Origin of the sequence: Spirosoma validum, from assembly GCF_014699035.1 — a bacterium.
GTDB classification, from domain to species: domain Bacteria; phylum Bacteroidota; class Bacteroidia; order Cytophagales; family Spirosomataceae; genus Spirosoma; species Spirosoma validum.
Genome location: NZ_JACXAA010000003.1, coordinates 470,446 through 496,468, shown reverse-complemented (window position 1 = coordinate 496,468; position 26,023 = coordinate 470,446). Strand labels below are relative to the sequence as shown.

General features: G+C 49.9%; 20 protein-coding genes. 11 read left to right on the top strand and 9 right to left on the bottom strand.

From position 1 onward, the window contains the following. Positions 1 to 42 precede the first annotated feature (42 nt). On the bottom strand, positions 43 to 2,007 hold the full coding sequence (locus tag IC230_RS10840; protein ID WP_191039004.1) for an immunoglobulin domain-containing protein: 1,965 nt from the start codon (positions 2,005 to 2,007) through the stop codon (positions 43 to 45). A gap of 155 nt (positions 2,008 to 2,162) precedes the next feature. Beyond that, the gene (locus IC230_RS10835) at positions 2,163 to 3,497 is read right to left on the bottom strand and encodes a sensor histidine kinase (protein WP_191039003.1); all 1,335 of its coding nucleotides are present in this window, start codon (positions 3,495 to 3,497) and stop codon (positions 2,163 to 2,165) included. Positions 3,498 to 3,728: 231 nt separating this feature from the next. Between IC230_RS10835 and IC230_RS10830 the strand changes: the two genes are divergently transcribed. The 3 genes from IC230_RS10830 to IC230_RS10820 all read left to right on the top strand — a co-directional run bounded on the left by IC230_RS10830 (position 3,729) and on the right by IC230_RS10820 (position 6,800). Further along, entirely contained in the window at positions 3,729 to 4,655 is a 927-nt protein-coding gene (locus IC230_RS10830) for a sugar phosphate isomerase/epimerase family protein (protein ID WP_191039002.1), read from the top strand. Beyond that, positions 4,652 to 5,392 carry a 3-keto-disaccharide hydrolase gene (locus IC230_RS10825; RefSeq protein WP_191039001.1) on the top strand — a complete coding sequence of 247 codons (741 nt, stop codon included), beginning with the start codon at positions 4,652 to 4,654 and terminating at the stop codon, positions 5,390 to 5,392. The genes IC230_RS10830 and IC230_RS10825 overlap by 4 nt, the downstream gene beginning before the upstream one ends. 82 nt (positions 5,393 to 5,474) lie before the next feature. Continuing rightward, complete coding sequence (locus IC230_RS10820; protein WP_191039000.1) at positions 5,475 to 6,800, top strand: Gfo/Idh/MocA family protein; 1,326 nt, start codon at positions 5,475 to 5,477, stop codon at positions 6,798 to 6,800. Between the two features lie 75 nt (positions 6,801 to 6,875). On the opposite strand, the gene IC230_RS10815 is transcribed toward IC230_RS10820, so the two are convergent. The 3 genes from IC230_RS10815 to IC230_RS10805 form a co-directional block, all read right to left on the bottom strand. Then, the gene (locus tag IC230_RS10815; RefSeq protein WP_191038999.1) at positions 6,876 to 8,183 is read right to left on the bottom strand and encodes a DUF2851 family protein; all 1,308 of its coding nucleotides are present in this window, start codon (positions 8,181 to 8,183) and stop codon (positions 6,876 to 6,878) included. A 111-nt stretch (positions 8,184 to 8,294) separates the two neighbouring features. Further along, positions 8,295 to 8,732 carry a nuclear transport factor 2 family protein gene (locus IC230_RS10810; RefSeq protein WP_191038998.1) on the bottom strand — a complete coding sequence of 146 codons (438 nt, stop codon included), beginning with the start codon at positions 8,730 to 8,732 and terminating at the stop codon, positions 8,295 to 8,297. Positions 8,733 to 8,765: 33 nt separating this feature from the next. Continuing rightward, positions 8,766 to 11,345, bottom strand: coding sequence for a glycoside hydrolase family 95 protein (locus IC230_RS10805; protein WP_191038997.1), 2,580 nt, complete (start codon positions 11,343 to 11,345; stop codon positions 8,766 to 8,768). Between the two features lie 358 nt (positions 11,346 to 11,703). On the opposite strand from IC230_RS10805, the gene IC230_RS10800 reads away from it, so the two are divergent. Then, positions 11,704 to 12,180 carry a Uma2 family endonuclease gene (locus tag IC230_RS10800; protein WP_191038996.1) on the top strand — a complete coding sequence of 159 codons (477 nt, stop codon included), beginning with the start codon at positions 11,704 to 11,706 and terminating at the stop codon, positions 12,178 to 12,180. Between the two features lie 10 nt (positions 12,181 to 12,190). On the opposite strand, the gene IC230_RS10795 is transcribed toward IC230_RS10800, so the two are convergent. Together IC230_RS10795 and IC230_RS10790 are read right to left on the bottom strand one after the other, a co-directional pair. Next, complete coding sequence (locus IC230_RS10795) at positions 12,191 to 13,315, bottom strand: glycoside hydrolase family 88/105 protein (RefSeq protein WP_191038995.1); 1,125 nt, start codon at positions 13,313 to 13,315, stop codon at positions 12,191 to 12,193. 41 nt (positions 13,316 to 13,356) lie between these two features. Further along, entirely contained in the window at positions 13,357 to 14,715 is a 1,359-nt protein-coding gene (locus IC230_RS10790) for a glycoside hydrolase family 88/105 protein (RefSeq protein ID WP_191038994.1), read from the bottom strand. A 206-nt stretch (positions 14,716 to 14,921) separates the two neighbouring features. Between IC230_RS10790 and IC230_RS10785 the strand changes: the two genes are divergently transcribed. The 3 genes from IC230_RS10785 (at position 14,922) to IC230_RS10775 (ending at position 18,160) form a co-directional block, all read left to right on the top strand. After that, entirely contained in the window at positions 14,922 to 15,713 is a 792-nt protein-coding gene (locus tag IC230_RS10785) for an MBL fold metallo-hydrolase (protein WP_191038993.1), read from the top strand. A gap of 160 nt (positions 15,714 to 15,873) precedes the next feature. After that, positions 15,874 to 16,434 carry a gluconate 2-dehydrogenase subunit 3 family protein gene (locus IC230_RS10780; RefSeq protein ID WP_191038992.1) on the top strand — a complete coding sequence of 187 codons (561 nt, stop codon included), beginning with the start codon at positions 15,874 to 15,876 and terminating at the stop codon, positions 16,432 to 16,434. A gap of 16 nt (positions 16,435 to 16,450) precedes the next feature. Next, on the top strand, positions 16,451 to 18,160 hold the full coding sequence (locus IC230_RS10775) for a GMC oxidoreductase (protein ID WP_191038991.1): 1,710 nt from the start codon (positions 16,451 to 16,453) through the stop codon (positions 18,158 to 18,160). Between the two features lie 104 nt (positions 18,161 to 18,264). Here IC230_RS10775 and IC230_RS10770 read toward each other — a convergent pair whose 3' ends face one another. After that, positions 18,265 to 19,038, bottom strand: a complete 774-nt coding sequence (locus IC230_RS10770; RefSeq protein ID WP_191038990.1) for an SDR family NAD(P)-dependent oxidoreductase — start codon at positions 19,036 to 19,038, stop codon at positions 18,265 to 18,267. Positions 19,039 to 19,144: 106 nt separating this feature from the next. Further along, positions 19,145 to 20,818, bottom strand: coding sequence for a UxaA family hydrolase (locus IC230_RS10765; RefSeq protein WP_191038989.1), 1,674 nt, complete (start codon positions 20,816 to 20,818; stop codon positions 19,145 to 19,147). Positions 20,819 to 21,007: 189 nt separating this feature from the next. On the opposite strand from IC230_RS10765, the gene IC230_RS10760 reads away from it, so the two are divergent. From IC230_RS10760 to IC230_RS10745, 4 genes are all read left to right on the top strand, one after another. Further along, positions 21,008 to 22,156, top strand: coding sequence for an acyltransferase family protein (locus tag IC230_RS10760; protein WP_191039305.1), 1,149 nt, complete (start codon positions 21,008 to 21,010; stop codon positions 22,154 to 22,156). A gap of 3 nt (positions 22,157 to 22,159) precedes the next feature. Further along, positions 22,160 to 23,884: an adenine deaminase gene (ade, locus tag IC230_RS10755; protein ID WP_191038988.1), complete on the top strand. Its 1,725-nt coding sequence runs from the start codon at positions 22,160 to 22,162 to the stop codon at positions 23,882 to 23,884. Positions 23,885 to 23,979: 95 nt separating this feature from the next. After that, positions 23,980 to 24,579: an RNA polymerase sigma factor gene (locus IC230_RS10750; protein WP_191038987.1), complete on the top strand. Its 600-nt coding sequence runs from the start codon at positions 23,980 to 23,982 to the stop codon at positions 24,577 to 24,579. A 154-nt stretch (positions 24,580 to 24,733) separates the two neighbouring features. Next, entirely contained in the window at positions 24,734 to 26,005 is a 1,272-nt protein-coding gene (locus IC230_RS10745) for a replication-associated recombination protein A (protein WP_191038986.1), read from the top strand. Positions 26,006 to 26,023 lie beyond the last annotated feature (18 nt).

Here is a 26,023-nt window from a genome sequence, read left to right as displayed (position 1 = left end):
GCAATCCAAAGATTATGCGATGACCTATTGCTGTTAACCCTTCTATTGCTGAAAATAGTCAAGCTTATCGGCATCAATATTGTTGGTGACCCGCATTTCTCCACCACTGCCTCCCATTAGTGTTCCGCTCACGGTTAGCCCCCCCGAACTGCTCCCGGGTATGAACGTGCCCGTTAAGCCTACACTTAGTTTATCCCCCGCTGGAATAGGCTGGCTGGTTGTTAAGACGTAGTAGCCGTTGGTAGGACCGCTTAATTGCCAAACATTGTTATTGACCGAGCGGTTGTTAATTATCGTCTCACCAGGGGACATGATTAGAGATAATTTGCTGTCCTGAGTGATTTTTAGGGTTATCAAACCACTGCTAGCCACCCCGTTGAGTTCCAACACATCCACTACCAGTGTAACAGGTGATTGGCCATATAAACCTGTAGGGCGGGCGTAGAGTAAGGGAATTAAGTCAGGGGATGGAATTGCTGTTACAGTGACTGACGCTACGTTTGAGCAGCCATTCGTCCCGGTAACAAGTACGGAGTATGTACCTGGTGAGTTGACCGTAGCGGTAGGTCCGTTGTGAACCTGGATTGCCCCAACGCTGAACTGATAGGTGCTTCCCCCCGAGGCTGTCAGTGTCACGCTAGGCATAGCAGGGCTCAAGGTGCCGCTGGTCACTAAACCAGCTGAGGGTTTTGCTAGTACAGTAAGTGCAAAACCGGTCGAAGTAATAATAAGCTCACCCGCGCTAACCACCACCGAGTAGCTACCAGCCGCTGAAGGCTCTACATTTGTTAAGCTCAGGATAGCGCTCGTTTGGCCGATAACGGGCGTGCTTAGGTTGTCTTTATACCATTGATAAGTGAGTAGCCCGTTGGCACTTGCGCTTACTTGCGCCGTGACGGTAGTACCTGCGCAGACACTAGAATTGGCCGCTGGCTGGCTGATAATTACCGGTGGATTGTATTTCTGAATGCGGTGATTACCATAATCAGCCACGTAGATACTTCCCTTACCATCCACAAACACGCCCCTTGGACTATCTAATTGGTTAGGTGCTGAACCTCGTGAACCAGTTCCCACGATAGTAATCCCTGCAGTGGCCGACGTCGAATTGGGCGGAAACTTCTGGATACGGTGATTCAGCCAATCTGCTACATAAATATTGCCTGGATCATCCACAAAAACGTCATATGGATTATCCAATTGATTGGCCGCTGCGCCCCGCCCGTTACCACCGGCTACTACGGTACCCGAGGTGCCTTGGGTCGAGTTAGCAGGAAACTTAATAATGCGGTTGTTGAACAGATCAGCTATGTAAAGATTGCCAGCTCCGTCCACACACATGCCGTTTGGGCCATTTAGCAGATTGTCTGTCGAGCCACTGCCGTTTACCCCAGGTCCATTACCTCCCACTGCGACGTTAACAGATTGGGACGGATTCAGGTTAGGAGATACTCTCAGGACGCGAGCTTTAAATACATCCGACAGAAACAGATTGCCTGACTTTTCCACAACTATACAAGATGGGGCCAACTCATGGTTCGGAAACAGGCTTGCATAGTCTCCCCCTGCCACAGTGATAGCCGAGGTACCTTGGGTCGAGTTAGCAGGAAACTTCTGGATACGTCGGTTGCTAAAATCTGCCACAAAGAGATTATTTGATTCATCCATAGCTATGTCAACAGGTGTGCTTAGCTGATTGGCCGTCGAACCAGATGAACCAGTCCCCGCCACGGTAATGCCAGCCGTACCTGAGGTAGAGTTAGGGGGAAATTTCTGGATTCGGTGGTTATATTCATCTGATACGTAGATATAACCTGATCCATCGACAATAACAGCAGCCGGTCTATACAACTGATTGGGGTCTGAGCCATTTCCGGTGCCGCCAGCAACTGTAATAATCGACTGGACCGTTGATTGAGCGAGCACGATGGGACTGGCTGACAACCAGCCAATAAAAAAGAATAACAGGTACTGATTCAGCAAACGCATCGAGAGATTTTTCATCATATAGGTATACAAAAACATAGAGAAAGAAATAACACAAGGTGACTTTCAGTCCATTCAGGCTGACGACTCGCCAGACAAATTGTGTCAGGAATCAGAAAAAGTAAGCTAAAGAGTAGCGTAAAAGTACAGATTGGTAAGTCTATCCAACTACTTGATTACTTAGCCGGATTAAGCACTGGCATTAGCAGCGGTAACGTAACACGAAACCAGCCTTCCTCTTCTTCAATGAGCGGTGACGGTTGGTTCAGCAAACGGTATTTGATGGCGATATTCGACAAGCCTACGCCGTTCGATTCGACGCGTATTTTTTTACGTTGCAGCGTATTCTCGACGATCAACTGTTTCTGTTGATCGGTCCGGATGCAGATCGTTAGGGGTTGATTCTTCAGCACGACGTTATGCTTAACGGCATTTTCAACCAACAGCTGCAATGTTAGCGGGGGTAGTAAAGCTTCCTGATACGATTCATCAACAGCAATATCCATCGAGATACTACGTCCGAAACGGGTTTTAAGCAGGTGAAAATACGATTGAATGAACCGCAGTTCAACGTTCAGCGTCGTCAGTTCGCTTTCGTTGCTACGTAGCAAATACCGGTACACATTCGAGAGTTCATCGACAAATTCACCAGCCTGCCGGGGGCTTTCGTCAATCAGGGACGATAACGTATTAAGCCCGTTGAACAGAAAGTGTGGGTTAATCTGGCTCTGCAACGCCCGCATCTGCATCTCGGTCTTTTCCTGCTGCATCTTTTGTAAAGCCAAATCAGCTTCCAGGTATTCGCGACGGCGCTGCTCGCGTTCGCGTTCCAGGTCTTTCTCAATAACTGCTTTATTGACGGCTTCGCGTCGGTGCCGGTACGAAATACCCAAGGCAAAAAAGATTAAGTCCAGTACCACGCCCGTCTGAATAAACAGATCCGGATGTTGCCAGAGTGGCAGCTTTACATCAAAATCGGTAGAATATATCAGCAGAATCGTCGTGATGGCGTGGTTAATCAACAACGATGCCGTTCCAGCGACGAAAAAGCGAGCTACTGCGTCTTTCGAACGGAAAAACGCATACACGATGTACACGCCGACTGCCAGCAACGAAAATCGTACAGGATGCAACAGCAAAGCATGCCATTTACTTTGCCAGAAATCCGTAAAGAGATAGACGTAGGTTTTTATCACAATATATGTGACCAGTAGTCCCTGAACGACGGTTACCCATCGCAGAAATTTCGGACGCTCCCGCAAATTCAGGAAAATTTTAGCCAGTTCCAGATACAGAATATAGCCTGAGTAGGAAAGAATGAGCTTTTCGAAATTGGCAATGTTCTTCGGCTGATCGAAGTAACTGCTTATGAAGTAGATGGCCCAGGTAACTGTGTAGACGGAATAGATGCCATAGATACGCTCCCGGTACATAAACCACTGCACCGAATTGGCCAGTAACATGGCTAAAACCATACCCAGAAATAGTGGGGCCCAGGCTTCGTACGTCATTAATGATTCCGGCAGATTATGGAGACTAACAAATATATAAAAAAGCAGACTTCTTTAGAGTATATAACACCGGGTTAAAACCCGGCGCAATTGATAAATGTGATACGTTGCGCCGGGTTTTAACCCGGTGTAACATTTTATAAGTAGAAACGTATTGATTTTCTCTTATCCAGACTGTTCGTTCATGTCATTATCAGTGTTCTATACTGATTATACCTTCTTTTTACAACTATGCAGGAGACTGTAAACCGAAGACAGTTTCTCACCACGGCGGGCTTATCGGCCCTGGCGCTAACTTCCGGAACCAGCCAGCTATTGGCCAGTTCACCGAGAAAATCAGGTCTTAAAATCGCCTACTCATCCATTACGTGGGGTGGCAACGATGCGCAGGCCATTGCCGATCTGGCAGCTTTAGGTTACCGGGCTATCCAGCTCCGGGCCAATACGTTCGGACCTTATCGCGCGAAACCCTCTGAACTGAAAGCGCTGCTGGATCAGCACAAACTACAACTGGTGATGTTTTCGAGTGGAAACGTCGAGATTGATCCGGCCAAGGAGCAGAGTACCATCGACATGCACGTAGCGCACGCCAGTTTTGTGAAAGCGCTCGGCGGTTCAGCTATTCAATTAACGAACTCAGCCCGTCCGAAAGACCGGCTGCCAACCACAGAAGAATTGAAGCGCCTGGCAACCGTCATGAACGAGATCGGCAAGCAAACGGCCGATCTGGGTATTCAGGCTACTTACCACAATCACATGAACCAGCTCGGCGAAACGCCCGAAGAGGTCGATGTGATTTTACAGGCGATGAATCCTAAGTACATGAAACTGGAGCTCGACATTGCGCACTACAAACAAGGTGGCGGTCAGCCGGAGAAGGCGGTGAAACAGTATAAAGACCTGCTGTACGCGCTTCATCTGAAAGACACGATGTCTCCCCTACCCGAGAAGCCCAATGATCCCAAAGCGTACAAATTCGTTGAACTGGGCCGGGGTAACGTCAATATTCCGGCGGTTATCAAGGCACTAGACGACATTAAGTTTAGTGGCTGGGGAATCGTTGAGCTGGATGGTGTACCGGAAAAAGATAAAACACCCGTTCAGTGCGCGCAGATTAACAAAGACTTTATTACCAAAACCTTAAATATTCCTCTGTGAAACAACTGCTTTTATCAGGCTTATTACTCGGTTTGCTGGCTTTCGAGAAACCGCAAACGCCTAACACACTTACGACTCAGGAACAGCAAGAAGGCTGGAAGATGCTCTTCGATGGTAAAACGACGAAGGGCTGGCGGGGCGCCTATTCCGATAAATTTCCCGCGAAAGGCTGGAACGTAGCAAACGGTTTGCTGACCATCCAGAAATCCGACGGGTCGGAATCGCAAAGCTTCGGCGACATAGTGACCGACGACGAGTACAGTGATTTCGATCTGATGTTTGATTTCAAGCTGACCGAAGGGGCAAATAGCGGCCTTAAATATTTTGTCGTTGAACATACGCCAAAGCCCAAAGGATCGGCTTTTGGTCTGGAATTTCAGGTTTTAGACGACGATAAGCACCCAGACGCTAAACTGGGACGTAACGGCAACCGAACTGTAGGCTCGCTGTACGATCTGATTCCGGCCACTAGCAAAAAAGCAAATCCGATTGGTGAGTGGAACACGGGTCGTGTGGTCTCGAAAGGCAAACACGTTGAACACTGGCTGAACGGCACGAAAGTAGTGGACTACGAACGGGGAAGCGAGAAATTCCGGGAGTTAGTAGCCATGAGCAAGTACAAAGCCCCTGAATACAACGCGAATGGTCGTTTTGGGGAAGCACCAAAGGGTCATATCTTACTTCAGGATCATGGCGATCAGGTTTCGTATCGAAATATTAAAATCAAAACACCATAAAAGAAGCTGGCTATCAGGCATTAGACTTTGCCAGTACGTATCTTTGTCTATTGTCAATTATTCTCTTTAAGCCTTGTAATACATGGAAAATCGTCGTGAGTTTATAAAGAAATCTGCCCTTGCCGGACTTGGCATGAGTTTTACGGCAGGCAGTTATGCCCGCATCCTGGGCTCCAACGACCGGGTTCGCGTTGGGATCATTGGCTTCTCGGATCGTTTCCGTCAGTCACTAGCGCCCGCCTTCGGCGAACACATGAAAGATCATAACTTCGCTTTCGTGGGCGTATCCGATATCTGGAACCGTCGTCGTGACGAAGCGGAGCAGTTTTTGAAAGGGAAAAACATGATCGACGGCTCGTTTTTCAAAGCGCGTAATAACGATGAACTTCTCGACCGCAAGGATGTAGACGCCGTTATCATCAGCACCGCCGATTTTCAGCACGCACTGCATTGCGTAGCCGCCGTCGAATCGGGTCGGGATGCGTATGTCGAAAAACCGTTTGCTGAAGCCCTGGACGATGCCCGCAAAGCGCTGAAAGCGGTTGAAAGCTCAAAGAAAATCGTGCAGATCGGTTCGCAGCGACGAAGTGCTCCCAATTATCATCAGGCCAACAATTTTATCAAATCCGGCAAATTCGGTGACATTACTATGGTCGAAATGACCTGGAACGTGAACCAGCCGGGTCGCTGGCGCCGTGCCAAACTCGTTTCCGAAATCAAAAAGGAAGATACCGACTGGAATCGCTTTCTGCTGAATCGCCCGAAAGTGGAATGGGACCCACGCAAATACCTGGAGTTCCGGCTGTTTTATCCCTACTCGTCAGGTATTCCAGGTCAGTGGATGTCGCACCAGATCGATACGGTTCACTGGTTCAGCGGCCTGGATCATCCTCGTTCGGTGGTTGCTAATGGTGGTATTTATTCCTGGAAAGACGGACGTACCAATGCCGATACGTTCACGGCGGTATTCGATTACGGCCCGGATAATGACAAAACCAAAGGCTTCCAGGTGTTGTATTCGTCTCGGATGAACAACGAAGCGGGTGGTGTCAAAGAATACTATTACTCGAACGGTGGTATGATCAACCTCGACACCAACAAGATCTCGCCAGAGGGTGGCTTAGAAGAGAAATTCGCCAAAGATATGGGCATGAAAGCCAATATGCTACCAACGATGTCGCTGGGAGAAGCAGCCAAGATGGAGACTTCGGCCAACACCGGTGGCGATCCGATGACGTCGTTGCACATGAAAAACTGGATGGAATGCGTCCGCAGCCGTAAAGAGCCGAATGCACCTGCCCGCGTCGGTTTCAACCACTCCGTTGCTAACATCATGGCCACAACGGCTCTGCACACCGGCAAACGCGTTACGTGGGATTCGACCAAGCAGGATGTGATTGTAAGCTAAAGGAGTGAAAAATGAAGAGTGTAGAGTGAGGAATAAGCTGACGCAAGATATTCTTCACTCTACACTCTTCATTTTTCACTTTTTAATCAACGCTGCTCCGATCTGGCAACTCAGACATTTTTTCTGGGAGCAGAATTCATTATAGAGTTCAATAGCCGCCTGCGAATCGAAGGCTGTCTGGATACCGAGTCCGAGAGTATCCCAGCTTTCGGTCAGGCGGTTTTTTTCGGCAGGCAGTTGCTCCAGTAACCGAATAGCCCGATCAATATAGGCAGGTTGCCCACGATGGTGTGCATAGGCAGCTAGTAACGGGACAACCGTATTGATGACAATATTCTCAGCAGCGTTTAGACCCAATGCCGGTACCGCTTTTTCAGTACGTTTCCCGAATCGATAGTGCGATTGCCAGTACTCGCCGGGCGTTAACTGTAGCGATTTAAGTAGCTGTTCTACATCCGTTGTCCCCACAAATAGCGAGAATAAACTGGCATGGCGGGTTAACAAACGAGCCAATTGGGCTAACCGTAATGTGGGAAAATTAGCGGGCCGTAATCGTCCCCATTTCCAGGCATGAGCGGCCACTTGCTTATCGGCTAGATCATACTTTGCCGCCAGAAACCGGTATTCACGTTGAAGCGTCGTTACGTAATCGTCAGTGGCTCCCGGTGGGAGTTCGTCACTATCCAGCAAACCTGATGTTCCGAACAACATGGCTTCAACCTGTACCAATACGTCGCGGTGCTTCAGAATTGCTTTCAACGGTACGGCCCGACTAAGTTGCGCCATTGGCTCAGCGTTTATTTTGAACCCCATGTTCATGGCCAGTAATCGATAAGCCGTTTCCTCCCAATCGCCCTGTGTTTGCTCAGCGATCTGCTGTACATGTGTAGCCTTCCGTTCCAACCGTTGTAACATCGCCTTATCGAGCATCGACGTTACGCGCAGGGGTGATACCTGACGAAACTGATCCGCACAGGGGATTTGCTGTGGTGAGTCATTCAGATTAGCGTAACGAGCCAACAAATCAGGGTCTATCAACTTCCTTAGCTCAAGCGTCGGTAAGGGCGTCCCATTCGCTCGATCAACCCGGCGACCAGTTGTTGCGCGATCGTCCTGCCAGACTACGTGCAGTATTACGTTGTCGTAAGCGCGGTCATGCTGATGGCGGTGCGTTAGCCAATCCGATGTATGCGTGTGCATTTCAACAGTACCCACCCACTCTACCTCATTAATGAGCAGACGAGCATTAGTAAAATCGGGACCAGCGTTGTAATTCCGAAACCCAGGGTGCAACACCTGAACTTTTTCACCATCAGTGGTTACCAGACTTGTTGTCGTAACATATTGATACTGCCAAATGAAATAGAGAAAGACTTCGGGCACAGATCGGGGTCAGTTAGCAGTGAATAGCCAGGAGCGAACAATGTAACTATAAGTTCCTTATAGACGCTATAACTGAAGTAACGTAACGACCTGTACCCTGAAGCATCATTACTATATTTTAACTGCCTGTCGGGCCAGCAGTTTCCAACCGCCGTTCTGATTGACCCAAATCAGCAATACAGACAAATGCGCCGTTCCGGGCGTACCACTATTGGCAGTTACAGCTGACAGCTCATGCCGAACCATGGCTGTATTGTCAACAATGGTGATGGTCTGTTTGGTAAGGTCGATCGTTTTGAAGTCTGATTCGCCACTCACTAATGCCCGCATAAATTCAGCTTTATCTTCAATTTTTCCGTTTGAGTGTCCATAACTTAGCTTGTCAGACGCGATGGCCTGCAACGTAGCGTCGGTAGGGTCAATCATGGCTTTGCGGAGTTTTTCGACGGCGTCGGCTACAGCTTGTTCGCTCTTCTGAGCCGATGCGTTTAGTCCAGTCAGGGTGCAAATTGCCAGGGCGGCAACAAAAAGAAGTTTATGGATTTTCATTTGCTTGGGGTTTGATTCGTGATTGGTTTTGTGTTAACGTACGGCTGTCAGAGTATATTCTTTTCCGGGCGCGGTGGTCAGGTCATAAACGAAAGTCCCGTTTGCCGGCGTTTCGGGCGAGGTTGTCTGGTATTGATTAGCGGGCATTTTATAGAACGGGTTGGGATTTGCTCCGTTAGCAGTCTTTAATGCTACGTTGCCAGCGGCTTTCAGCGAATTGTAAACCCGAATCCGGCAGTTTCCCCCTTGCTTCGAGCGGACGGTCAGCTTGTCGAGTTTACCGTTTTTCCAGTTGTAATCAAGCTCAAAGCCACCACGCGCTTTCAGTCCTTTTACCTCGCCCTCTTTCCAGGCATCCGGGATAGCGGGCAGAATGTGAATCAGTCCATCATGGCTTTGCAGCAGCATTTCGCCAATCCCCGACGTACCGCCAAAATTACCATCGATCTGGAACGGTGGATGCGCACAAAGCAGGTTCGGATACGTACCGCCACCTTTGGCATAATCCGTTCCCTCCATGCCCGTCAGTCGCAGCAGTTCACGTAGTAATTTATAGGCATGATTGCCATCATGTAGCCGCGCCCAGAAATTGATTTTCCAGGATTTACTCCACCCTGTACCACCGTCTCCTCTTATTTCGAGCGTTTTGCGGGCAGCATCGGCAAAGGCCGGCGTAGTAAGGGGCGAAATTTCCCGACCCGGATGCAGAGCATACAGATGCGATACGTGCCGGTGTTGCGGGTCTTCGTCGTTCCAGTCTTTATACCATTCCTGCAAGTTTCCTTTCTTGCCAATTTGTAATGGAAATAGCTTTTTCTTGCTGTCGAGCAGGGTTTTTCGGAAATCTGCATCAATGCCCAACTGCTCCGACGCCTGAATCACATTGCTGAACAAATCCCAGATAATGGCCATGTCCATCGTCGTAGCGACCGAAACCGAACCCTTTTCTCCTTTCTCGGTAATGAAAATGTTCTCGGGTGACGTAGCCGGTGCTGTTACCAGATGACCCTGTTTGTCTTCCGTTAACCAGTCGAGGCAGAACTGAGCGGCCTCTTTCATCAGCGGATACGCATAGCGCTGAAGGTATGCCCGGTCGCCGGTGAAAGCATAATGGTCCCACAGATGCTGACTCAGCCAGGCCCCACCCATTGCCCAGTTGGCCCAGGAAGGGCTTCCTTTGCCTTTATCGCCAACGGGATTCGATAGTCCCCAGATATCGGAGTTGTGATGAACCGTCCAGCCACCCATGTTGTAAAAATTTTTGGTGGTTTCGCGACCTGTAGCGGCCATATAACCGATCCAGTCGAGCAGGGGCGTGTGCAGTTCAGAGAGGTTGACCATCTCCGCTGGCCAGTAATTCATCTGAGCATTGATGTTGGTCGTATAGTTGCTGCTCCAGGGCGGACGTACCATCGGATTCCAGATACCCTGCAAATTCGCCGGAACGCCTAGTTCGCCTTCCCGTTTTGGTCGCGAACTGGATATCAGCAAATAGCGGCCAAACTGAAAATACAAACTTTCCAGTTCCGGATCAACGGCTCCTTCGGCGTAGCGCTTTAATCGCTCATCCATCGGCAAATTAGGCGTTGGGCTACCTGAAATTCTGAACTGAACGCGGCTGGCGAGTCGCTGATAATCGGTGATGTGTTCCCGACGTAGCACATCGAATGATTTGGTCAATGCACCATTCAGGTAGTTAGCAGCCAATTGTTTTTCATCGCGGCCTTCGCGGTCGGGGCATTTATCAAACCCGTTGAAGCTCGTAGCCGCCGTTATTAGCAACACAGCCTCCGTCGCGTTCTGAATACGTAAGCCAGCCGTATCGGCAGCGACCGTTCCATCCGTTGAGCGCACTTTTATCCGCCAGTCGAATCGCATTCCCCGGCAACCAGTCGAGTCACTATAAATGACTGGCTTCGGATTGTAGTCAACGTAATTTGGGTCAGCATGAGCCGGTGCTTTCCCCCGAACGGCTAACTCATCTCGACCCAGCAGCTGTTTGGTAACTGGATGCGGACTGCGAACGGCTGCAGTAAACGCCAGCGCGCCTTTCTTGCTGGCCGTCAAGCGAATAACGATCACCTGAGCGGGTGCTGACACGAAAATCTCACGGGTAAACGTAACGCCATTGACCGTAAAGCGCGTGGTCGACGTAGCGTTGTTGATGTCAAGACCCCGGTAATAATTTGTCGACGTACCAGACAACATTTGCTTTAACAGCAGATCCCCCAGCGGCTGATAGGCTTCCGAATACAAACCCTGAATGTTCTGCGTCAGCTTAGCCGCCTGTGCGTAATCTTCCCGAAATAAGGCCTCGCGTACCTGGGGTAAGTATTTAGCCACACCCGGATTAGGATTTCGATTGACCGGACCACCCGACCAGAGCGTTTCTTCATTGAGTTGAAGCAATTCCTCCGATTCTTTCCCAAAGACCATCACCCCAAGCCGACCATTGCCGACCGGCAGCGCTTCGTTCCAGTTACGGGCGGGCTGCTTGAACCATATGGTTGAACGGGACTGACTGAAGACGGAAAAAGTTTGCCCGACGAGCAGCGCTAGTACGAACAGTATTCTTTTTTGAAAGTAGTGATGAACTGCTTTTGGGGCACTCATGTAGGTCAAAACAAAAATAAAACGAATGATGGCTATCGGGGAAAGAAGAAATTCCAGACCGCCTACCCGTTCTTAGGTCCTATAAAAGCAGATTTTACTACGTCAACCTAAACGAATAGCCTGCTCAACGAGAAATAATTGTCATCGGCTTTTTCCAGTTGAAGTGGCCCGGCAGGCAGTAACGGGGTACCGGCGACGATTGCTGTGATGAGTTCAAAAAGCGTGTTTCTCGTAGTCAAAGCTGTTACGTATTCAATAGTATGCCGTCAACAAACCAGTTAGCTGGCGTAGCTTGTTTCTCCCTATTTCTCATGCATACTGCCGGGTTTTCTTATCTTTGTTAAAAGACCTCTTGCTTATGGAAACGCTCGTCGCCCCACTCCTATCCGATTACGAAGCCGACCGTCGTAAACCAATGCCCAGCAAAAACCACGCCTTTATCCAGATGCGCATTAGTGGCACTCTATTCAGCTGCTATGCCAGTCAATTCACGATTCTCCCCGAAATTCGAATTGAGATTACTGGCTCAGATTACACGCCAGACATTTGCATATATCCACTGATTCCGTTTGATAGTCGTCATGACGAAATACGTATGACGGAACTTCCACTTACGGCTATTGAAATCCTATCACCAACGCAATCGGTAGAAGAGCTGGTTGCCAAATTCGAGGTTTATTTTGGAGCGGGTGTCCGGTCGGGCTGGTTGGTACAACCTGCGCTGCAAACAATTTTCCTGCTCACGCCCGACCAAAAAATTTCCGTTTTCCACGACGAACTTCTGGTTGACCCCACAACTGGCATCGAGCTGAATTTAAGTGAAGTATTTCAATAAGCTGTTACGTTCATTTCAGTTTATACAACTCAGAACCTGCCAGCAAAAAACAACCAAGGCCATAATCTTCAAAATCGGGCTTGCTGTCGTAGGTAACTGACTGACCGTCTTTGGGTTCCTTGCCCGTCCCCTGCACATAACCCAGAAATCCATCGGGATGCACACACTCGGTTGCCATCGCGTTCCAGGCTTTCGCAATAATAGGGCGGTACGTTTTAGCGTCGAGCAACCCGTGATTAATTCCCCAGGCCATGCTGTACGCGAACAGAGCCGTTCCGGTTAATTCTTTGCCGCCGAAATTCGTTGGGTCGTGCAGGCTCACATTCCAGTAACCATCAGGTCGTTGCAGTTTAGGTAAAACCTGCATCATGCCCAGGTACATTTTCTCGTATTCATCCCGGTGCGGTGCATCTTTGGGCATGATAGTGAGAACACGAACCAGTGCCGCCACGACCCAGCCGTTCCCCCGCGACCAGTAGCAATCTTCGCCGTTCGGTTCTTTATAGGGTGGTACAAAATCCTTATCACGCCACCACAGATGATCATCCGGATTATAAAGCCCTTTGCCACCATGAGTCGTCTTGGAGTAGTTGTAAATCTGGTACATCTTCTCGTAATAGGCCGGGTTCTTGTATAGAGCACCCAGTTGAGCATAGATAGGCATAGCCATTTGTAGCGCGTCAATCCAGTTCCAGTCATCCGCTTTGTCGCTGCTCACCATGTTATCAATGGACGCTTTGATGTCATGGATACGCTCTGGGCGGGGGTCGATCTGGTACAAATCGATGTATGTCTGCCCGCAACACTGATCGTCGGCGTTCCGGGTGTTGATACCGCTACGCATACCCCATTTGTGCTTCTCCCCCCAGTCCACGGCGTAGTCATAGTATCGTTTCTGCTTGTCGATACCATATAATGCCATCAAGCCTTCGTAATACACGGCCCGCGTCCAGATGTTGCTGGGGCGCGTTTTATTGGTGACGATTTCCTTACCCGTGTCTGGCCATTTATTCATGAAGTAATCATTGGCCAGGATCATTTTAGCCAGAATGGCCTGCTTTTTAGGTAATGTTTGTGCCTGTAGAGTAAAACAGGCACAAAAGATCAGTATCCAGCTAAAGGTTATTTTTCTCATGGCGTACGGCATCGTGGGTTCAGATGGGCAGGCATAACGTATCATCGTTTTTCTGTCAGTTGAAGCGAGCTGTCGTTTATTTCAAACGTCTTTTTCTTCAGTAGATTGATCACTTCAGCCCCGGCCAATAATACTGGACCGTAACTATGAGCCGCATAAACGTTGATGGGTCGGTGATAATAAAAAGCCGGATCGAACCCCATTCCGGTACCGACGCACGTACCTTCCACCTGACCTTTATCCGTTACTTTGGTCGAAACGGCGTTCCAGCCAAGCAATGCCATGGGCGCGTAGGCCTTTGGATCAATCCAACCTCGATTAATGGCCCGGGCAATCGAATAGACGTAAATAGCCGTCGCTGAGGTTTCCAGATACGAATCGTTCCGATCGAGCAGTTGATGCCAGAAACCCGAACCAGACTGGCATGCGGCCAATCCACGAACGTGCGCCCGCAACTGCTCAAGCACAGCCGCGCGGCCCTTGTGATTTTCGGGCAGTACGTCGAGCAATTCAACCGCCGTCATAACCCCCCAGCCGTTGGCCCGCGCCCAGTGAAATTCGGGGTGAACGCTCATGCCTTCTACCCAGCCGTGCATATACAATCCCTTTTCCTTATTGAACATCCGTTTGGAGAACTGCAACACCTGTTTTACGGCCTCATCGAAATACGTAGCGTCACCAGTCAGCTTGCCCATTTGTGCCAGCGCCGGGACGCTCATAAACAGGTCGTCGAGCCAGAGTGTGTTGGGTTGCGGCCGGTTGCGGGCCAGCGTCCCATCCGACAGGCGGTATTCCTTCTTGGTAATGTAATCGAGATACGTATTGATCTGCGGACGAAGATCCGTTTTGACACCGCCCGACCGGCTCGCTTTAATCATGGCCGCGGCCATTGCCCCGGCATCGTCAAGGGCGTGTGGGGCCAGCATAGCGCGGAGGGGTGTGTTCGCGTGAGGATCAGCACTAACCTGCGCCCTGAAATACGGAATCACCGATGCGAGGAAAGCCAGTCGTTTGTTCGTATAGTCAGCGTAGCGTGAATCGCCGGTGGCTTCACTGGCCAGTAACATACCCGCATACGTAACGCCCCACTCATAGCTGGTTAGCCGGTAATCACCCGGTTTGATGATAGCGTTAGGATTGAATTTGGCATAGTCGGTTATGGGCTGATTCGACTGGCGGTCAACTAACTGGGCGGGCGTTGTGCTTTCCAGGTACTCATAAACGCGGCCGATCACCTTCGTTACGTCCTCTATTTTGGGTTGACCATACGGCACGGGATAATCGGGCTGCAGCAGGTGCAAAGGTGTCGTAGAATCATTGGCTTTGGGTGGTGTGTTCTGAGCGACTGTTACGTATCCGGTCAGGGCAAGAACTGCCAGCAAAACAAGTGCAGATTTCATGAAGTAAGCAGGTTAGGAAATAAGGGATCGGGTTACGAGTGATACGGATAAAGATTGTTTGCATTCCGTGCCGAAAGATTAGCATTTTCAGTTGAAATTCTTTCACATACTTTCCTGTAACGTATCATTCGGCAATAAAACTTTGCTTAAAACATTGGCCAAACCATAGCCTAAAATTCACCAAAAAGCCGTTTCTTTACGTTGCTATGCCCCTTCACATTACTTCATTAAATTCTGGCAGCAACGGTAATTGTTATTACGTTGGCAATGAGCAGGAAGCGGTTTTAATCGACGCGGGTCTCTCCTGCCGCCAAACCGAAACGCGCATGAATCGGCTGGGTTTATCGCTCCAGAATGTAAAAGCCATTTTTGTTTCCCACGAACACAGTGACCACATCATCGGGATTCCTCAGTTAGCCAAAAAATATCAGTTACCCGTATTCATTACGTCGCAAACGCTGCAAAACACCCGACTGCCGCATAAACTGTTTCCTATCCGCCTTCTGCAAGGCTATGAACCCGTCTGGATCGGGGATCTCTGCGTCACGGCTTTCCCCAAAGAACACGATGCCCGCGATCCGCATAGTTTTCTAATCAGTTGTCAGGGCACCAACGTAGGTGTCTTTACGGATATTGGCGTAGCCTGTGATCATGTTATCCGCCACTTCAAGCAGTGCCATGCGGCTTTTCTGGAGGCCAATTATGACGAGGATTTATTAGAAAATGGGCGGTATCCTTATATGCTGAAGCAGCGAATTCGGGGTGGGAAAGGGCACCTCTCCAATCGACAGGCGTTAACGCTTCTGCAAACGCACAAGCCTTCGTTTATGAGCCACGTTCTGTTATCGCATTTATCGAAAGACAATAACTGTCCGCAGTTGATCCGGGAGATGTTTACGCCCCACATGGATAGCACAGAGCTTATCGTGGCTTCCCGTTTTGTTGAAACACCCATCTATACAATTAATGCTACCGTCGAAGCTGGTTTTTATGAGTAAGTAGATGGGTTAATGGAAGGCGGTTCGATACCTTTCGAATCAGCAGTACGTTGTTTGTCAGTAAGTTTGGCGGGTTCCGTTCTTATAGGATTAAACCGACTCAATTTATCAGTTTTACAAGCTCCCTATTCCTTCCATTGACCTTGTCTATATACTCTTTATGAAATTCATCCAGGCATCAAACGGTCCGTTCATAGCCCGTCGGGAGGCTTTGCAATGGCTGGCCATGCTGGTGGGCGGAACCCTGTCATTGCCGGTCCAGGCGGCACTACGTGGCGAAACCAGCAACCAGACTTCCTTCCATTTGTCTGCCGAACAGCAAGCGCTCATCGCCGATCTGGCCGACGTAATCATTCCCACAACCGACACGCCCGGCGCTAAAGCCGCTGGTGCCGACCAGTTTATCGAATACGTTATCCGAAACTGCTCCGATGTAAAACAGCAGGACCTGTTCCGGCAGGGGCTGCAACAAACCAACGTATTGAGTCAGAACGCATTTGGAAAGCCTTTCCCGGAACTCAGTAGCCAGCAACGTAACGAGATTGTCGGCCAACTGACCCAACGGGAAAAACCATTCTTTATGAGTCTGCGCGAACTGACTATTGTCGGCTACTTTACATCGGAAACCGGCGTGACCAAAGCCCTAGACTATCTGCCTATTCCGGGTCGATTCCAGGGAGATGTTCCGTTCAAAGCTGGTAAGAAAGTCTGGGCGATTTAACTGAAGCTATCGAGCTATGAACCTCAATATCAATGCGATAAAAGACATGACCTATGATGCCATTGTCATTGGGTCGGGCGTTAGCGGAGGCTGGGCCGCGAAGGAACTGACAGAAAAAGGATTGCGTGTGCTTATGCTGGAGCGGGGGCGCTCGCTGGAACACGTAACGGGTTACGAAGAGGCCATGAAAGCGCCCTGGGAAGCGCAACCGATAGCCCGACTGGGTGAACTGGCTCCCAAATATCCCCAGGCCCCGCAGGAATCGACGTTACCCAAAAGTGCTCCCAGCTACTGGATGCCCGGCATGGATACGTCCTATCGGCAGGATAAACCGTTTCGCTGGCTACGACCGGGCATCGTGGGCGGAAAATCCATTATGTGGGGGCGGCAGTCCTATCGATTCAGCGATATTGATTTCGAAGCGAACGCCAGAGAAGGAATCGGTGTTGACTGGCCGATTCGCTACAAAGACATTGCTCCCTGGTATTTGTACGTCGAAAAAATCGCTGGTGTTTCTGGCGAAAAACTGGGGCTACCCCAACTTCCGGACAGCGAATTTCTGCCGCCGATGGATATGTATCTGGTTGAAAAGGAAGTGCGAAAACGGATCGAAAAAGCGTTTCCCGGCCGGATTATGACCATTGGCCGAACAGCTAATTTATCGGAAGCGCAAAAAGTGCATCTGGACAATGGCCGGACCGCCTGCCAATACCGCAACCAGTGCATCCGGGGTTGTCCGTACGGGGGCTATTTTAGTACGCAATCCACTACGTTGCCACCGGCCATGCGCACGGGTCGGCTAACACTACGTCCCGATTCGGTCGTAACGGAGATAATTTATGATGCTCAGAAACAGCGGGCTTCGGGCGTGCGGGTTGTCGATTCTGTGACGCTGGAAAATCGAGACTATTTTGCAAAGGTCATTTTTGTCTGCGCCAGTGCGATGGCGTCTACGGCTCTGCTCATGAACTCGGTATCCGATCGTTTTCCGAACGGTATGGGCAACGATTCAGGGCAATTGGGTCATAATTTGATGGATCATCACTTTCGGCTGGGCGCTTCGGGCCAGTGGAAAGGCGGACAGGACCGGTATTATTTCGGGCGACGAGCAAACGGTATTTACATTCCCCGCTACCGCAACATCGGGGCCGATAAGCGCGATTACCTGCGTGGCTTCGGTTATCAGGGGGGCGGTGGTCGGCAGGGTTGGCAGCGGCACGTAGCTGAGTTGTCTTTCGGCACTTCCTTAAAAGAAGAACTGACCAAACCGGGTTTGTGGACGATGGGCCTGATCGGTTTTGGGGAACAACTGCCCGACTATCGGAATCGCCTGTATCTGGATAAAACCAAACTCGATAAATGGGGGATGCCTACGGTTGCTTTCGATTCGGAATTCAGGGAAAACGAGAAAAAAATGCGGGTCGATATGCAGAATGATGCGCAGGAAATGCTCGAAGCCGCCGGCCTAATCAACGTAAAGGCTTATGATCAAGGCTCGGCCCCTGGCATGGCTGTCCACGAAATGGGAACCGCTCGCATGGGCCGCGACCCAAAAACGTCGGTACTAAACGGTCACAACCAGATCCACGCTGTAAAAAACGTATTTGTTACCGACGGTGCTTCCATGACCTCATCAGCCTGCGTGAATCCATCGCTGACTTACATGGCCCTATCAGCCCGCGCGGCCGATTTTGCCGTTCAAGAATTGAAAGCCCGCCGACTTTGACCATCTGGTGCAGATTCTGACTAATTTTCCCGTTTCTGAGCTAAAAAAGAACTAGCCAACACATTGGACAACGTGTTGGCTAGTTCTTTTTACAGATTGATTTTTTAGGAGTTTAATCTCGTAAATCCGCCATCCAGTACGTAGTCACAGCCCGTAACGAAACCGGCTTCATCAGAACATAGATACAGCGCCAGCGAGCCAACTTCTTCGGGTTTCGCCATACGGCCAATGGGTTGTGATTTTGATAATTTCTCGAACATTTCCGCTTCCTGACCCGGATAGTTTTTGGCCAGGAATCCGTCTACGAACGGCGTGTGGACGCGCGCAGGTGAAATACAATTGCAACGGATATTTTCGTTCAAATAATCTTTCGCAACGGAAAGCGTCATGCTTAGTACGGCGCCCTTACTCATTGAATAAGCGAAACGATCGGAAAGACCCAACGTAGCAGCAATCGACGCCATGTTCAGAATGACACCTCCGCCATTCGCTTTCAAGTGCGGAATAGTGGCGAACAGACAGTTGTAGACGCCTTTGATATTGATACGTACGATCCGGTCGAAATCAGCTTCGGTAGTGGTTTCAGCCTTACCAATGTGCGAAACACCTGCGTTGTTGACCAGAATATGAATCGGCCCTGAAGCAGCAATTTGATTGATGACCTCTACCGTCTGTTGCTGATTCGATACGTCGATGGCATGACTTGTGGCCTGTCCCCCAGCCTGGCGAATGTCGCTGGCAGCCTGCTCGGCCTGATCACCGTTAAGATCCAGAATATGTACGGAAGCGCCCGCCTGTGCGAACGTTTTGGAAATGGCCAGCCCAATGCCGCTGGCGCCCCCAGTGACGAGGGCAGTTTTGTTAGTGAGTGAAAACATAAGTAGAGACAGAAAGGAGGAAAGGGAAAAAGGAGGAAGGAAACAGACGAAGTGTTCAATTATTATTCTCCCTTCATCCCTTTCTTCCTTCCTCCTTTTCCTCCCTCTAAAGTGACACGCCCCGTTTCCAGGGAATAAAATCGTCCTGACCAAGCCGTTCGGCCTGCGTTATTAGATCACCTGATGCCAGGCTGATAATGTATTCGAGCAGAGCATCAGCGTTTTGTTCAATACTTTGGGCACCATCAATGATTGGACCACTGTCGAAATCAATGACATCGGGCATCCGGTTTTTCAATTTTGTATTAGTCGACACCTTCACGACCGGACAGATCGGATTGCCGGTGGGCGTACCCAAACCCGTCGTGAACAAAATAACGTTGGTCCCTGATCCGGCCATGCCTGTTGTTGCTTCTACATCGTTGCCAGGTGTACAAAGCAGACTCAGACCGGGTGTCGTGGCGGGTTCAGCATAATCCAGTACATCGGCAACGGGCGCGTTACCACCTTTCTTAGCGGCTCCCGCTGACTTGATCGCATCCGTAATCAATCCATCCTTAATATTTCCCGGTGACGGATTCATGTCGAAACCCGAGCCAACGGCTTCGGCCTGCGCTGAATAATCGCCCATTAACGTAATGAACTTCTGCGCTTTGGCATTGTCGTCGGTGCGGTTGATAAGCTCCTGCTCGACGCCGTTCAGCTCCGGAAATTCAGCCAATACCGTTTTGCCGCCCAACGTAACGAGCGTGTCTGACAGATGGCCCAGAACGGGATTGGCCGATATACCCGAAAACCCATCGGAACCACCGCATTTCAGACCAACCGTTAAGGCGCTGAGTGGAGCGGGCTGGCGTTCGAGTTTGTTGATTTCGATCAAACCGAGAAACGTTTCTTTCACGGCCTGCGCCATCAGCGCATACTCGGTTCCGGCCTGTTGTTCGAACAGCAACAGCGGCTTGTCAAACTTCGGATTCTGCCGTTTGATCTCCGCTGCAACCATATCGACCTGCAAATGCTGGCAACCCAGACTAAGTACCGTCGCTCCGGCTACGTTCGGATTGTTGATGAACCCAGACAGCAATGAACCCAGATAAGCTGAATCCTGCCGGGTGCCCCCACAACCCATTTCATGCGTCAGAAACTTAATGCCATCAACGTTTTTAAACGGACGATTTATCAATTTGGCTGGATGCGCCAGCGTCTGATTCTGCGACTCGGCGACAAACGGTTCCATCTTTTTGATGACGCTCATATCGCCCGCCTTATACAAACTCAGCAGTTCATGAACCTGATCGCGGTACGTATCGGGTTGCGAGTAGCCCAGCTCCCGTTCAAAAGCATCTTTCAGAATCAATACGTTCCGATTCTCGCAAAAAACCAGGGGTACAACCAGCCAGTAATTGCGGGTTCCTACACTGCCATCAGCGCGGTGGTAACCCATGAACGTACGGCCCTGCCAGGGCGAAACGTCGGGAGGTTGCCAGGAATACGGTTGCTTTTTATCGAGACCGTAGCGATCGGCGTCGTGTTTAAGATTAAACGTAGTGATGGATTCACCCCGGCGAATAGGCTGAGTGGCTTTCCCGACCAGTACGCCATACATGGTAATTGGATCGCCGGGCTGACGATCTTCAGTCACGAATTTATGCTTGGCGCTAACGGCATAAGGGAGGGTATACGTATCATTCCCGAAGTCAATTTGTTCGCCAGCCGACAGATCCCGTAAAGCAACAATTACATTATCGGCGGGATGAACTTTCAATACACGAGCAGACATTGGAAAACGGATTTTTAATTTAAAGAGACGTCTTTGGGCGAAATATACCAGCCTTTCCTAAAAAGTTTGTGTTCTTCGCTTGCGAATGTGCCAGACAGTACCAAGTTTTAACGTCCGAATCCTACCGATCTTATGCCCCAACCTTTATCTACTGCGCCAAGCCCTTTCCTGGCTGGTCGGTTGATGTCGATGGACGTCTACCGGGGTTTTGTCATGACGTTGATGGCGGCCGAACTTTTGCAATTCGATCGCTTGCACGAAGCTTTTCCAGCTAGTGCTTTCTGGGCATTTCTGGCCCATCATCAGAGTCATGTTGAATGGGCGGGTTGTTCCTTGCACGACTTAATTCAGCCTTCTTTTTCTTTCCTGGTGGGCGTAGCGTTGCCCTATTCAGTGGCCAGCCGGGCTACGCTGGGACATGGATTTGGCAAACTGTTTGGACGGGCCGTACGTCGATCGCTGATTCTGATTTTGCTTGGCATCTTTTTGCGCTCCACTCATTCCGAACAAACGAGATTTACATTTGAAGATACCCTTACGCAAATTGGTCTTGGCTATCCCTTTCTTTTCTTGCTGGGCTATGCCAAACCCCGAATCACCTGGATTGCCTTCGGCCTGATTCTGTTTGCCTATTGGCTGGCGTTTGTAATCTATCCGGCCCCCGGATCTACTTTCGATTATACCGCTGTGGGGGTTCCACCCGACTGGTCTGAGTTTTATACGGGTTTGATGGCGCGTTTCAATAAAAACAGTAATCTGGCGTGGGCATTTGATACGTGGTTCCTGAATCTGTTTCCGCGCGAAAAACCCTTTTTATTTAACGGAGGAGGTTACGCTACACTTAGTTTCATCCCTACGCTCGGCACGATGATTCTGGGTTTGCAGGCTGGTCGATGGTTGCGGTCGGGGATTAGCCAGCGGGAAGTTCTGAAACGGTTTTTACTGGCCGGAGCCATTGGTCTTGCATCGGGCATTCTGTTGCACGTTTTGGGAATCTGCCCCGTCGTGAAACGTATCTGGACACCCGCCTGGGTATTATTCAGCGGAGGCTGGTGCTTTTGGCTTTTGGCTCTCTTCTACTACGTTATCGACGTAAAGGAAAAACGAGCCTGGGCTTTTCCACTTGTCGTTGTTGGCATGAATTCCATTGCTATTTATTGCCTGGTGCATCTGATCGACAGCTTCATCATTACGTCGTTATATACACACCTCGGGCATGGCCCCTTCCTGATCTTTGGTCCGTCCTACGAAAAACTATTGATTGGTGCTGTTACGCTGGGCATTTTTTACCTGATTCTTCGGTGGATGTACCGCCGGAATTTATTTATCCGCATCTGATTTATGATTACGGCGAATATTCTGAACCTGTTTGATCAGGCAATTTTTTACGGAACCATTACGGTTACCGACGGTCGAATTTCTCACATTCAGCGACTCGGTCCCGAACGTCCTGGCGAACCCTACGTACTACCCGGTTTTGTCGATGCGCATGTTCACGTTGAAAGCTCGCTGTTGACACCTCCGCAGTTTGCGCGGTTAGCCGTCGTACACGGTACAGTTGCCACGGTGTCCGACCCGCATGAGATTGGCAACGTACTGGGCGTTGCGGGTGTCAACTATATGATCGAAGAAGGTCGGCGCGTACCATTCAAATTTATGTTTGGCGCCCCGTCGTGCGTGCCGGCCACTACGTTCGAAACAGCGGGTGCTCTCATCGACGTTCAGGACGTTCGGCAACTTCTGGCGATGAAGGAAATCGGCTATCTGGCCGAGATGATGAATTTTCCGGGCGTATTGCATCAGGACCCGGACGTAATGGCAAAAATTGCGCTGGCAAAAGCGTTCAACAAGCCCGTCGATGGTCACGCGCCCGGCTTAACCGGCGACGACGCTCAGCGCTATATCGATGCCGGTATCAGCACTGATCATGAATGCTTTACGTATGAAGAAGGCCTTGATAAAGCGCGTCGGGGTATGCACATCCTGATCCGGGAAGGAAGTGCCGCCCGTAATTTCGACGCGCTGATTCCGCTATTGAGCCAGTTCCCGGCGCAAATCATGTTTTGCTCCGATGATAAACATCCCGATACGTTGGCCGAAGGACATATCAACCAATTGGTGATTCGGGCTTTGGCAAAGGGACATTCCCTCTGGAACGTACTGCGGGCTGCCTGTTTGAATCCAGTGTTGCATTATCGGTTGCCCGTTGGCTTATTACGGGAAGGCGATCCTGCCGATTACATTGTGGTCGATACGTTGCAGGATTTGCGGGTGCAGCAAACGGTCATCAACGGCCAGATCGTTGCCGAAGATGGACAATCCACTATTCCAGATTTACGGAGTGAGCACGTCAATCAATTCAATTGTTCGCCAAAAAACCCAGACGATTTTGCCGTACACGTTACGTCTTCGGCGAATTCCGGTGATTCAGCAAACGTAATACGGGTCATTGAAGCGCTCGATGGGCAGTTGATCACGAATGAAATACAGCTCGAACCGAAAGTAGAGGACGGTCAGATTGTACCAGACGTTGAGCGGGATATTTTAAAATTGGTGGTCGTTAACCGGTATCAGGATGTCCCGCCTGCGGTTGCCTTTATTAAAAACGTTGGCTTGAAACAAGGCGCTATTGCTTCTTCTGTCGGGCACGATTCCCATAATATTACCGCCGTTGGTTGTGATGACGAGAGCCTTTGTCGAGCGATCAATTTAGTCATTGAAGCGCAGGGCGGCTTATCGGCCGTAGCCGGAGCAGCTGCGCATAAAAGCGATGATGAGCGCATGAGTCGCCGTGACTTTTTGAAGTTAACTACCGGCACCAGTGAGCAAGTTTTACCGCTGCCCGTGGCCGGGTTAATGACCGATTCGGACGGCTACGACGTAGCAATGCAGTATTCGTCACTCGACCAATTTGCCAAGCAGGAGTTAGGCAGCACCCTGGCGGCTCCTTTCATGACGCTTTCCTTTATGGCCCTGGTGGTTATTCCCAACCTGAAACTCAGTGACAAGGGTCTGTTCGACGGAAAACGATTCAGTTTTGTGCCTCTTCAAATAGTGAAAGAGTGACAAAAAAAAATTTTATTTAATTACTTTTTTAATTCTATTTTTTATCGGTAAGTTTACAGACCTCAAGGCTATTCCTAACCTTTACTTACCCTATCATGGCTCGCTCCCGTACTCACAACGGCCCCGATGACGAAACCCTTTGGAATCAGTTTCGCAGTGGCGATGAAAATGCGTTTGCCCGATTGTATCAAAATTATGTTCAAACCCTCTACCATTATTGCGCCCACTTCGCTACGGATCGGGCACTGATCAAAGACTGCATCCACGATCTGTTCGTTGAACTCTGGAAGCACCGTACCACCATCGGCCCAACCACCTCCGTGCGGTTTTACCTGATGGCATCCATTAAACGGAAGCTGGTTCGTCATCTTACGGCTGAGCAGAAGCTAGTTAGCCAGGACGAAATCACCAACGGTCGGCGGGTAGGCGATATGCTTCCCGGAGCTGATCCGTCGCACGAAAACCTGTTGATTGCCCACGAAGAAGATTCGTTTATGAACGATTGTCTCCATCAGGCCCTTGACAAATTACCCCGCCGTCAGCGTGAAGCGGTTCACCTGCGATATTTTCAGAATATGAGCAATGAAGAGATTTCGGCCCTCATGCAAATCAATATCCAGTCTGTTTATAATTTAATTTTTGGTGCTATGAGCAACCTCAAGCGTTATGTTACGCTTGAAAATGTGTCGCTCTGACGCTGACTATTCCTAACCTTGAATGAAGACCCGGTAGCTATTTCAGGCTGCTGGGTCTTTTTTATTGAGAAGAGACGAAGGCATCATAATCTTTTCTCCCTTTCTTCCCTCTTCTCCCCTTCCTCCCTTCTCCTCAATCGAGTAACTTCGCTGAATGAATACAGACTCAACGCCATTGCCCGAGCGGGTTCGCCCGCGCACCCTTGACGACGTAATTGGTCAACGTAAACTTATCGGCCCAACTGGTGCACTACGTCGGGCTGTCACTTCCGGACGATTGCCCTCCATGATCTTGTGGGGGCCACCGGGCGTTGGTAAAACTACACTGGCGTTGCTGCTAGCCGAAGCCGTCAATCGCCCTTTTATAGCCTTAAGCGCGATTAACTCGGGAGTTAAAGAAATCCGGGACGTATTAAGTCGACCGAGTGGTATGTTTCCACCCGTGGTTTTTATTGATGAAATTCATCGGTTCAACAAAAGTCAGCAGGATGCGCTGCTCGGCGCTGTCGAGAAAGGGCAGATAACCCTGATCGGGGCAACAACGGAAAACCCTTCGTTTGAAGTAAACAGCGCGTTATTGTCGCGTTGTCAGGTGTATATTCTGGAAGTTCTCAGTCGCGATGAGTTGATTCAGGTTGTCGATCGGGCCATTGCGCAGGATACGTTTTTACAGTCTAAAAAGATTACGGTCGAGTCATACGATGCCCTGCTACGTTTATCAGGTGGCGATGGGCGTAAGCTGCTAAATCTGCTGGAGTTAGTTGCTTCAGCACACGTGTCATCCGATCCGTTAGTGATTACCGACGAAGGAGTAACTACCGTAGCGCAGCAGAATATTGCCCGCTACGATAAATCGGGTGAACAGCATTATGATATTATCTCAGCCTTTATTAAATCATTACGTGGTTCCGATCCAAACGCGGCCTTGTATTGGATGGCGCGGATGATTGTCGCTGGCGAAGATCCGGTGTTCATTGCCCGACGGATGCTGATTATGGCTTCGGAAGATATTGGCAATGCAAATCCAACCGCCATGATTATGGCCTCGGAAGCAGTGCAGGCTATTCGGGCAATCGGCATGCCAGAGGGACGTATCATTTTGTCACAAGTAGCGGTTTATCTGGCGACTTCGCCTAAGAGTAACGCAAGCTACGTAGCAATCGATGATGCATTGGCGCAGGCGGAACAGACCGCACACTTACCCGTTCCGCTGCATTTACGTAACGCGCCTACGAAGCTCATGAAGCAGATTGGTTATGGTAAAGATTACCAGTACGCTCATTCGCACGAAGGAAACTTTGTCCAGCAAAACTTCCTGCCCGATGACCTAAAAGGGCGCAAGTTTTACGAACCGGGTCAGAACGCCCGCGAAGCCGAAATCCGCCGTAGTTTGCAGAAATGGTGGGGAGACTGGTACGGGTATTAAAATTGATAGTTGTTTTGT

What these genes read in the sequence shown, in the direction of transcription:
- IC230_RS10840 (WP_191039004.1), bottom strand. Translation starts at nt 2,007, where the DNA reads ATGATGAAAAATCTCTCGATGCGTTTGCTGAATCAGTACCTGTTATTC.
- IC230_RS10835 (WP_191039003.1), bottom strand. Translation starts at nt 3,497, where the DNA reads ATGACGTACGAAGCCTGGGCCCCACTATTTCTGGGTATGGTTTTAGCC.
- IC230_RS10830 (WP_191039002.1), top strand. Translation starts at nt 3,729, where the DNA reads ATGCAGGAGACTGTAAACCGAAGACAGTTTCTCACCACGGCGGGCTTA.
- IC230_RS10820 (WP_191039000.1), top strand. Translation starts at nt 5,475, where the DNA reads ATGGAAAATCGTCGTGAGTTTATAAAGAAATCTGCCCTTGCCGGACTT.
- IC230_RS10810 (WP_191038998.1), bottom strand. Translation starts at nt 8,732, where the DNA reads ATGAAAATCCATAAACTTCTTTTTGTTGCCGCCCTGGCAATTTGCACC.
- IC230_RS10805 (WP_191038997.1), bottom strand. Translation starts at nt 11,345, where the DNA reads ATGAGTGCCCCAAAAGCAGTTCATCACTACTTTCAAAAAAGAATACTG.
- IC230_RS10800 (WP_191038996.1), top strand. Translation starts at nt 11,704, where the DNA reads ATGGAAACGCTCGTCGCCCCACTCCTATCCGATTACGAAGCCGACCGT.
- IC230_RS10795 (WP_191038995.1), bottom strand. Translation starts at nt 13,315, where the DNA reads ATGAGAAAAATAACCTTTAGCTGGATACTGATCTTTTGTGCCTGTTTT.
- IC230_RS10790 (WP_191038994.1), bottom strand. Translation starts at nt 14,715, where the DNA reads ATGAAATCTGCACTTGTTTTGCTGGCAGTTCTTGCCCTGACCGGATAC.
- IC230_RS10785 (WP_191038993.1), top strand. Translation starts at nt 14,922, where the DNA reads ATGCCCCTTCACATTACTTCATTAAATTCTGGCAGCAACGGTAATTGT.
- IC230_RS10780 (WP_191038992.1), top strand. Translation starts at nt 15,874, where the DNA reads ATGAAATTCATCCAGGCATCAAACGGTCCGTTCATAGCCCGTCGGGAG.
- IC230_RS10775 (WP_191038991.1), top strand. Translation starts at nt 16,451, where the DNA reads ATGAACCTCAATATCAATGCGATAAAAGACATGACCTATGATGCCATT.
- IC230_RS10770 (WP_191038990.1), bottom strand. Translation starts at nt 19,038, where the DNA reads ATGTTTTCACTCACTAACAAAACTGCCCTCGTCACTGGGGGCGCCAGC.
- IC230_RS10765 (WP_191038989.1), bottom strand. Translation starts at nt 20,818, where the DNA reads ATGTCTGCTCGTGTATTGAAAGTTCATCCCGCCGATAATGTAATTGTT.
- IC230_RS10760 (WP_191039305.1), top strand. Translation starts at nt 21,008, where the DNA reads ATGGACGTCTACCGGGGTTTTGTCATGACGTTGATGGCGGCCGAACTT.
- ade (WP_191038988.1), top strand. Translation starts at nt 22,160, where the DNA reads ATGATTACGGCGAATATTCTGAACCTGTTTGATCAGGCAATTTTTTAC.
- IC230_RS10750 (WP_191038987.1), top strand. Translation starts at nt 23,980, where the DNA reads ATGGCTCGCTCCCGTACTCACAACGGCCCCGATGACGAAACCCTTTGG.
- IC230_RS10745 (WP_191038986.1), top strand. Translation starts at nt 24,734, where the DNA reads ATGAATACAGACTCAACGCCATTGCCCGAGCGGGTTCGCCCGCGCACC.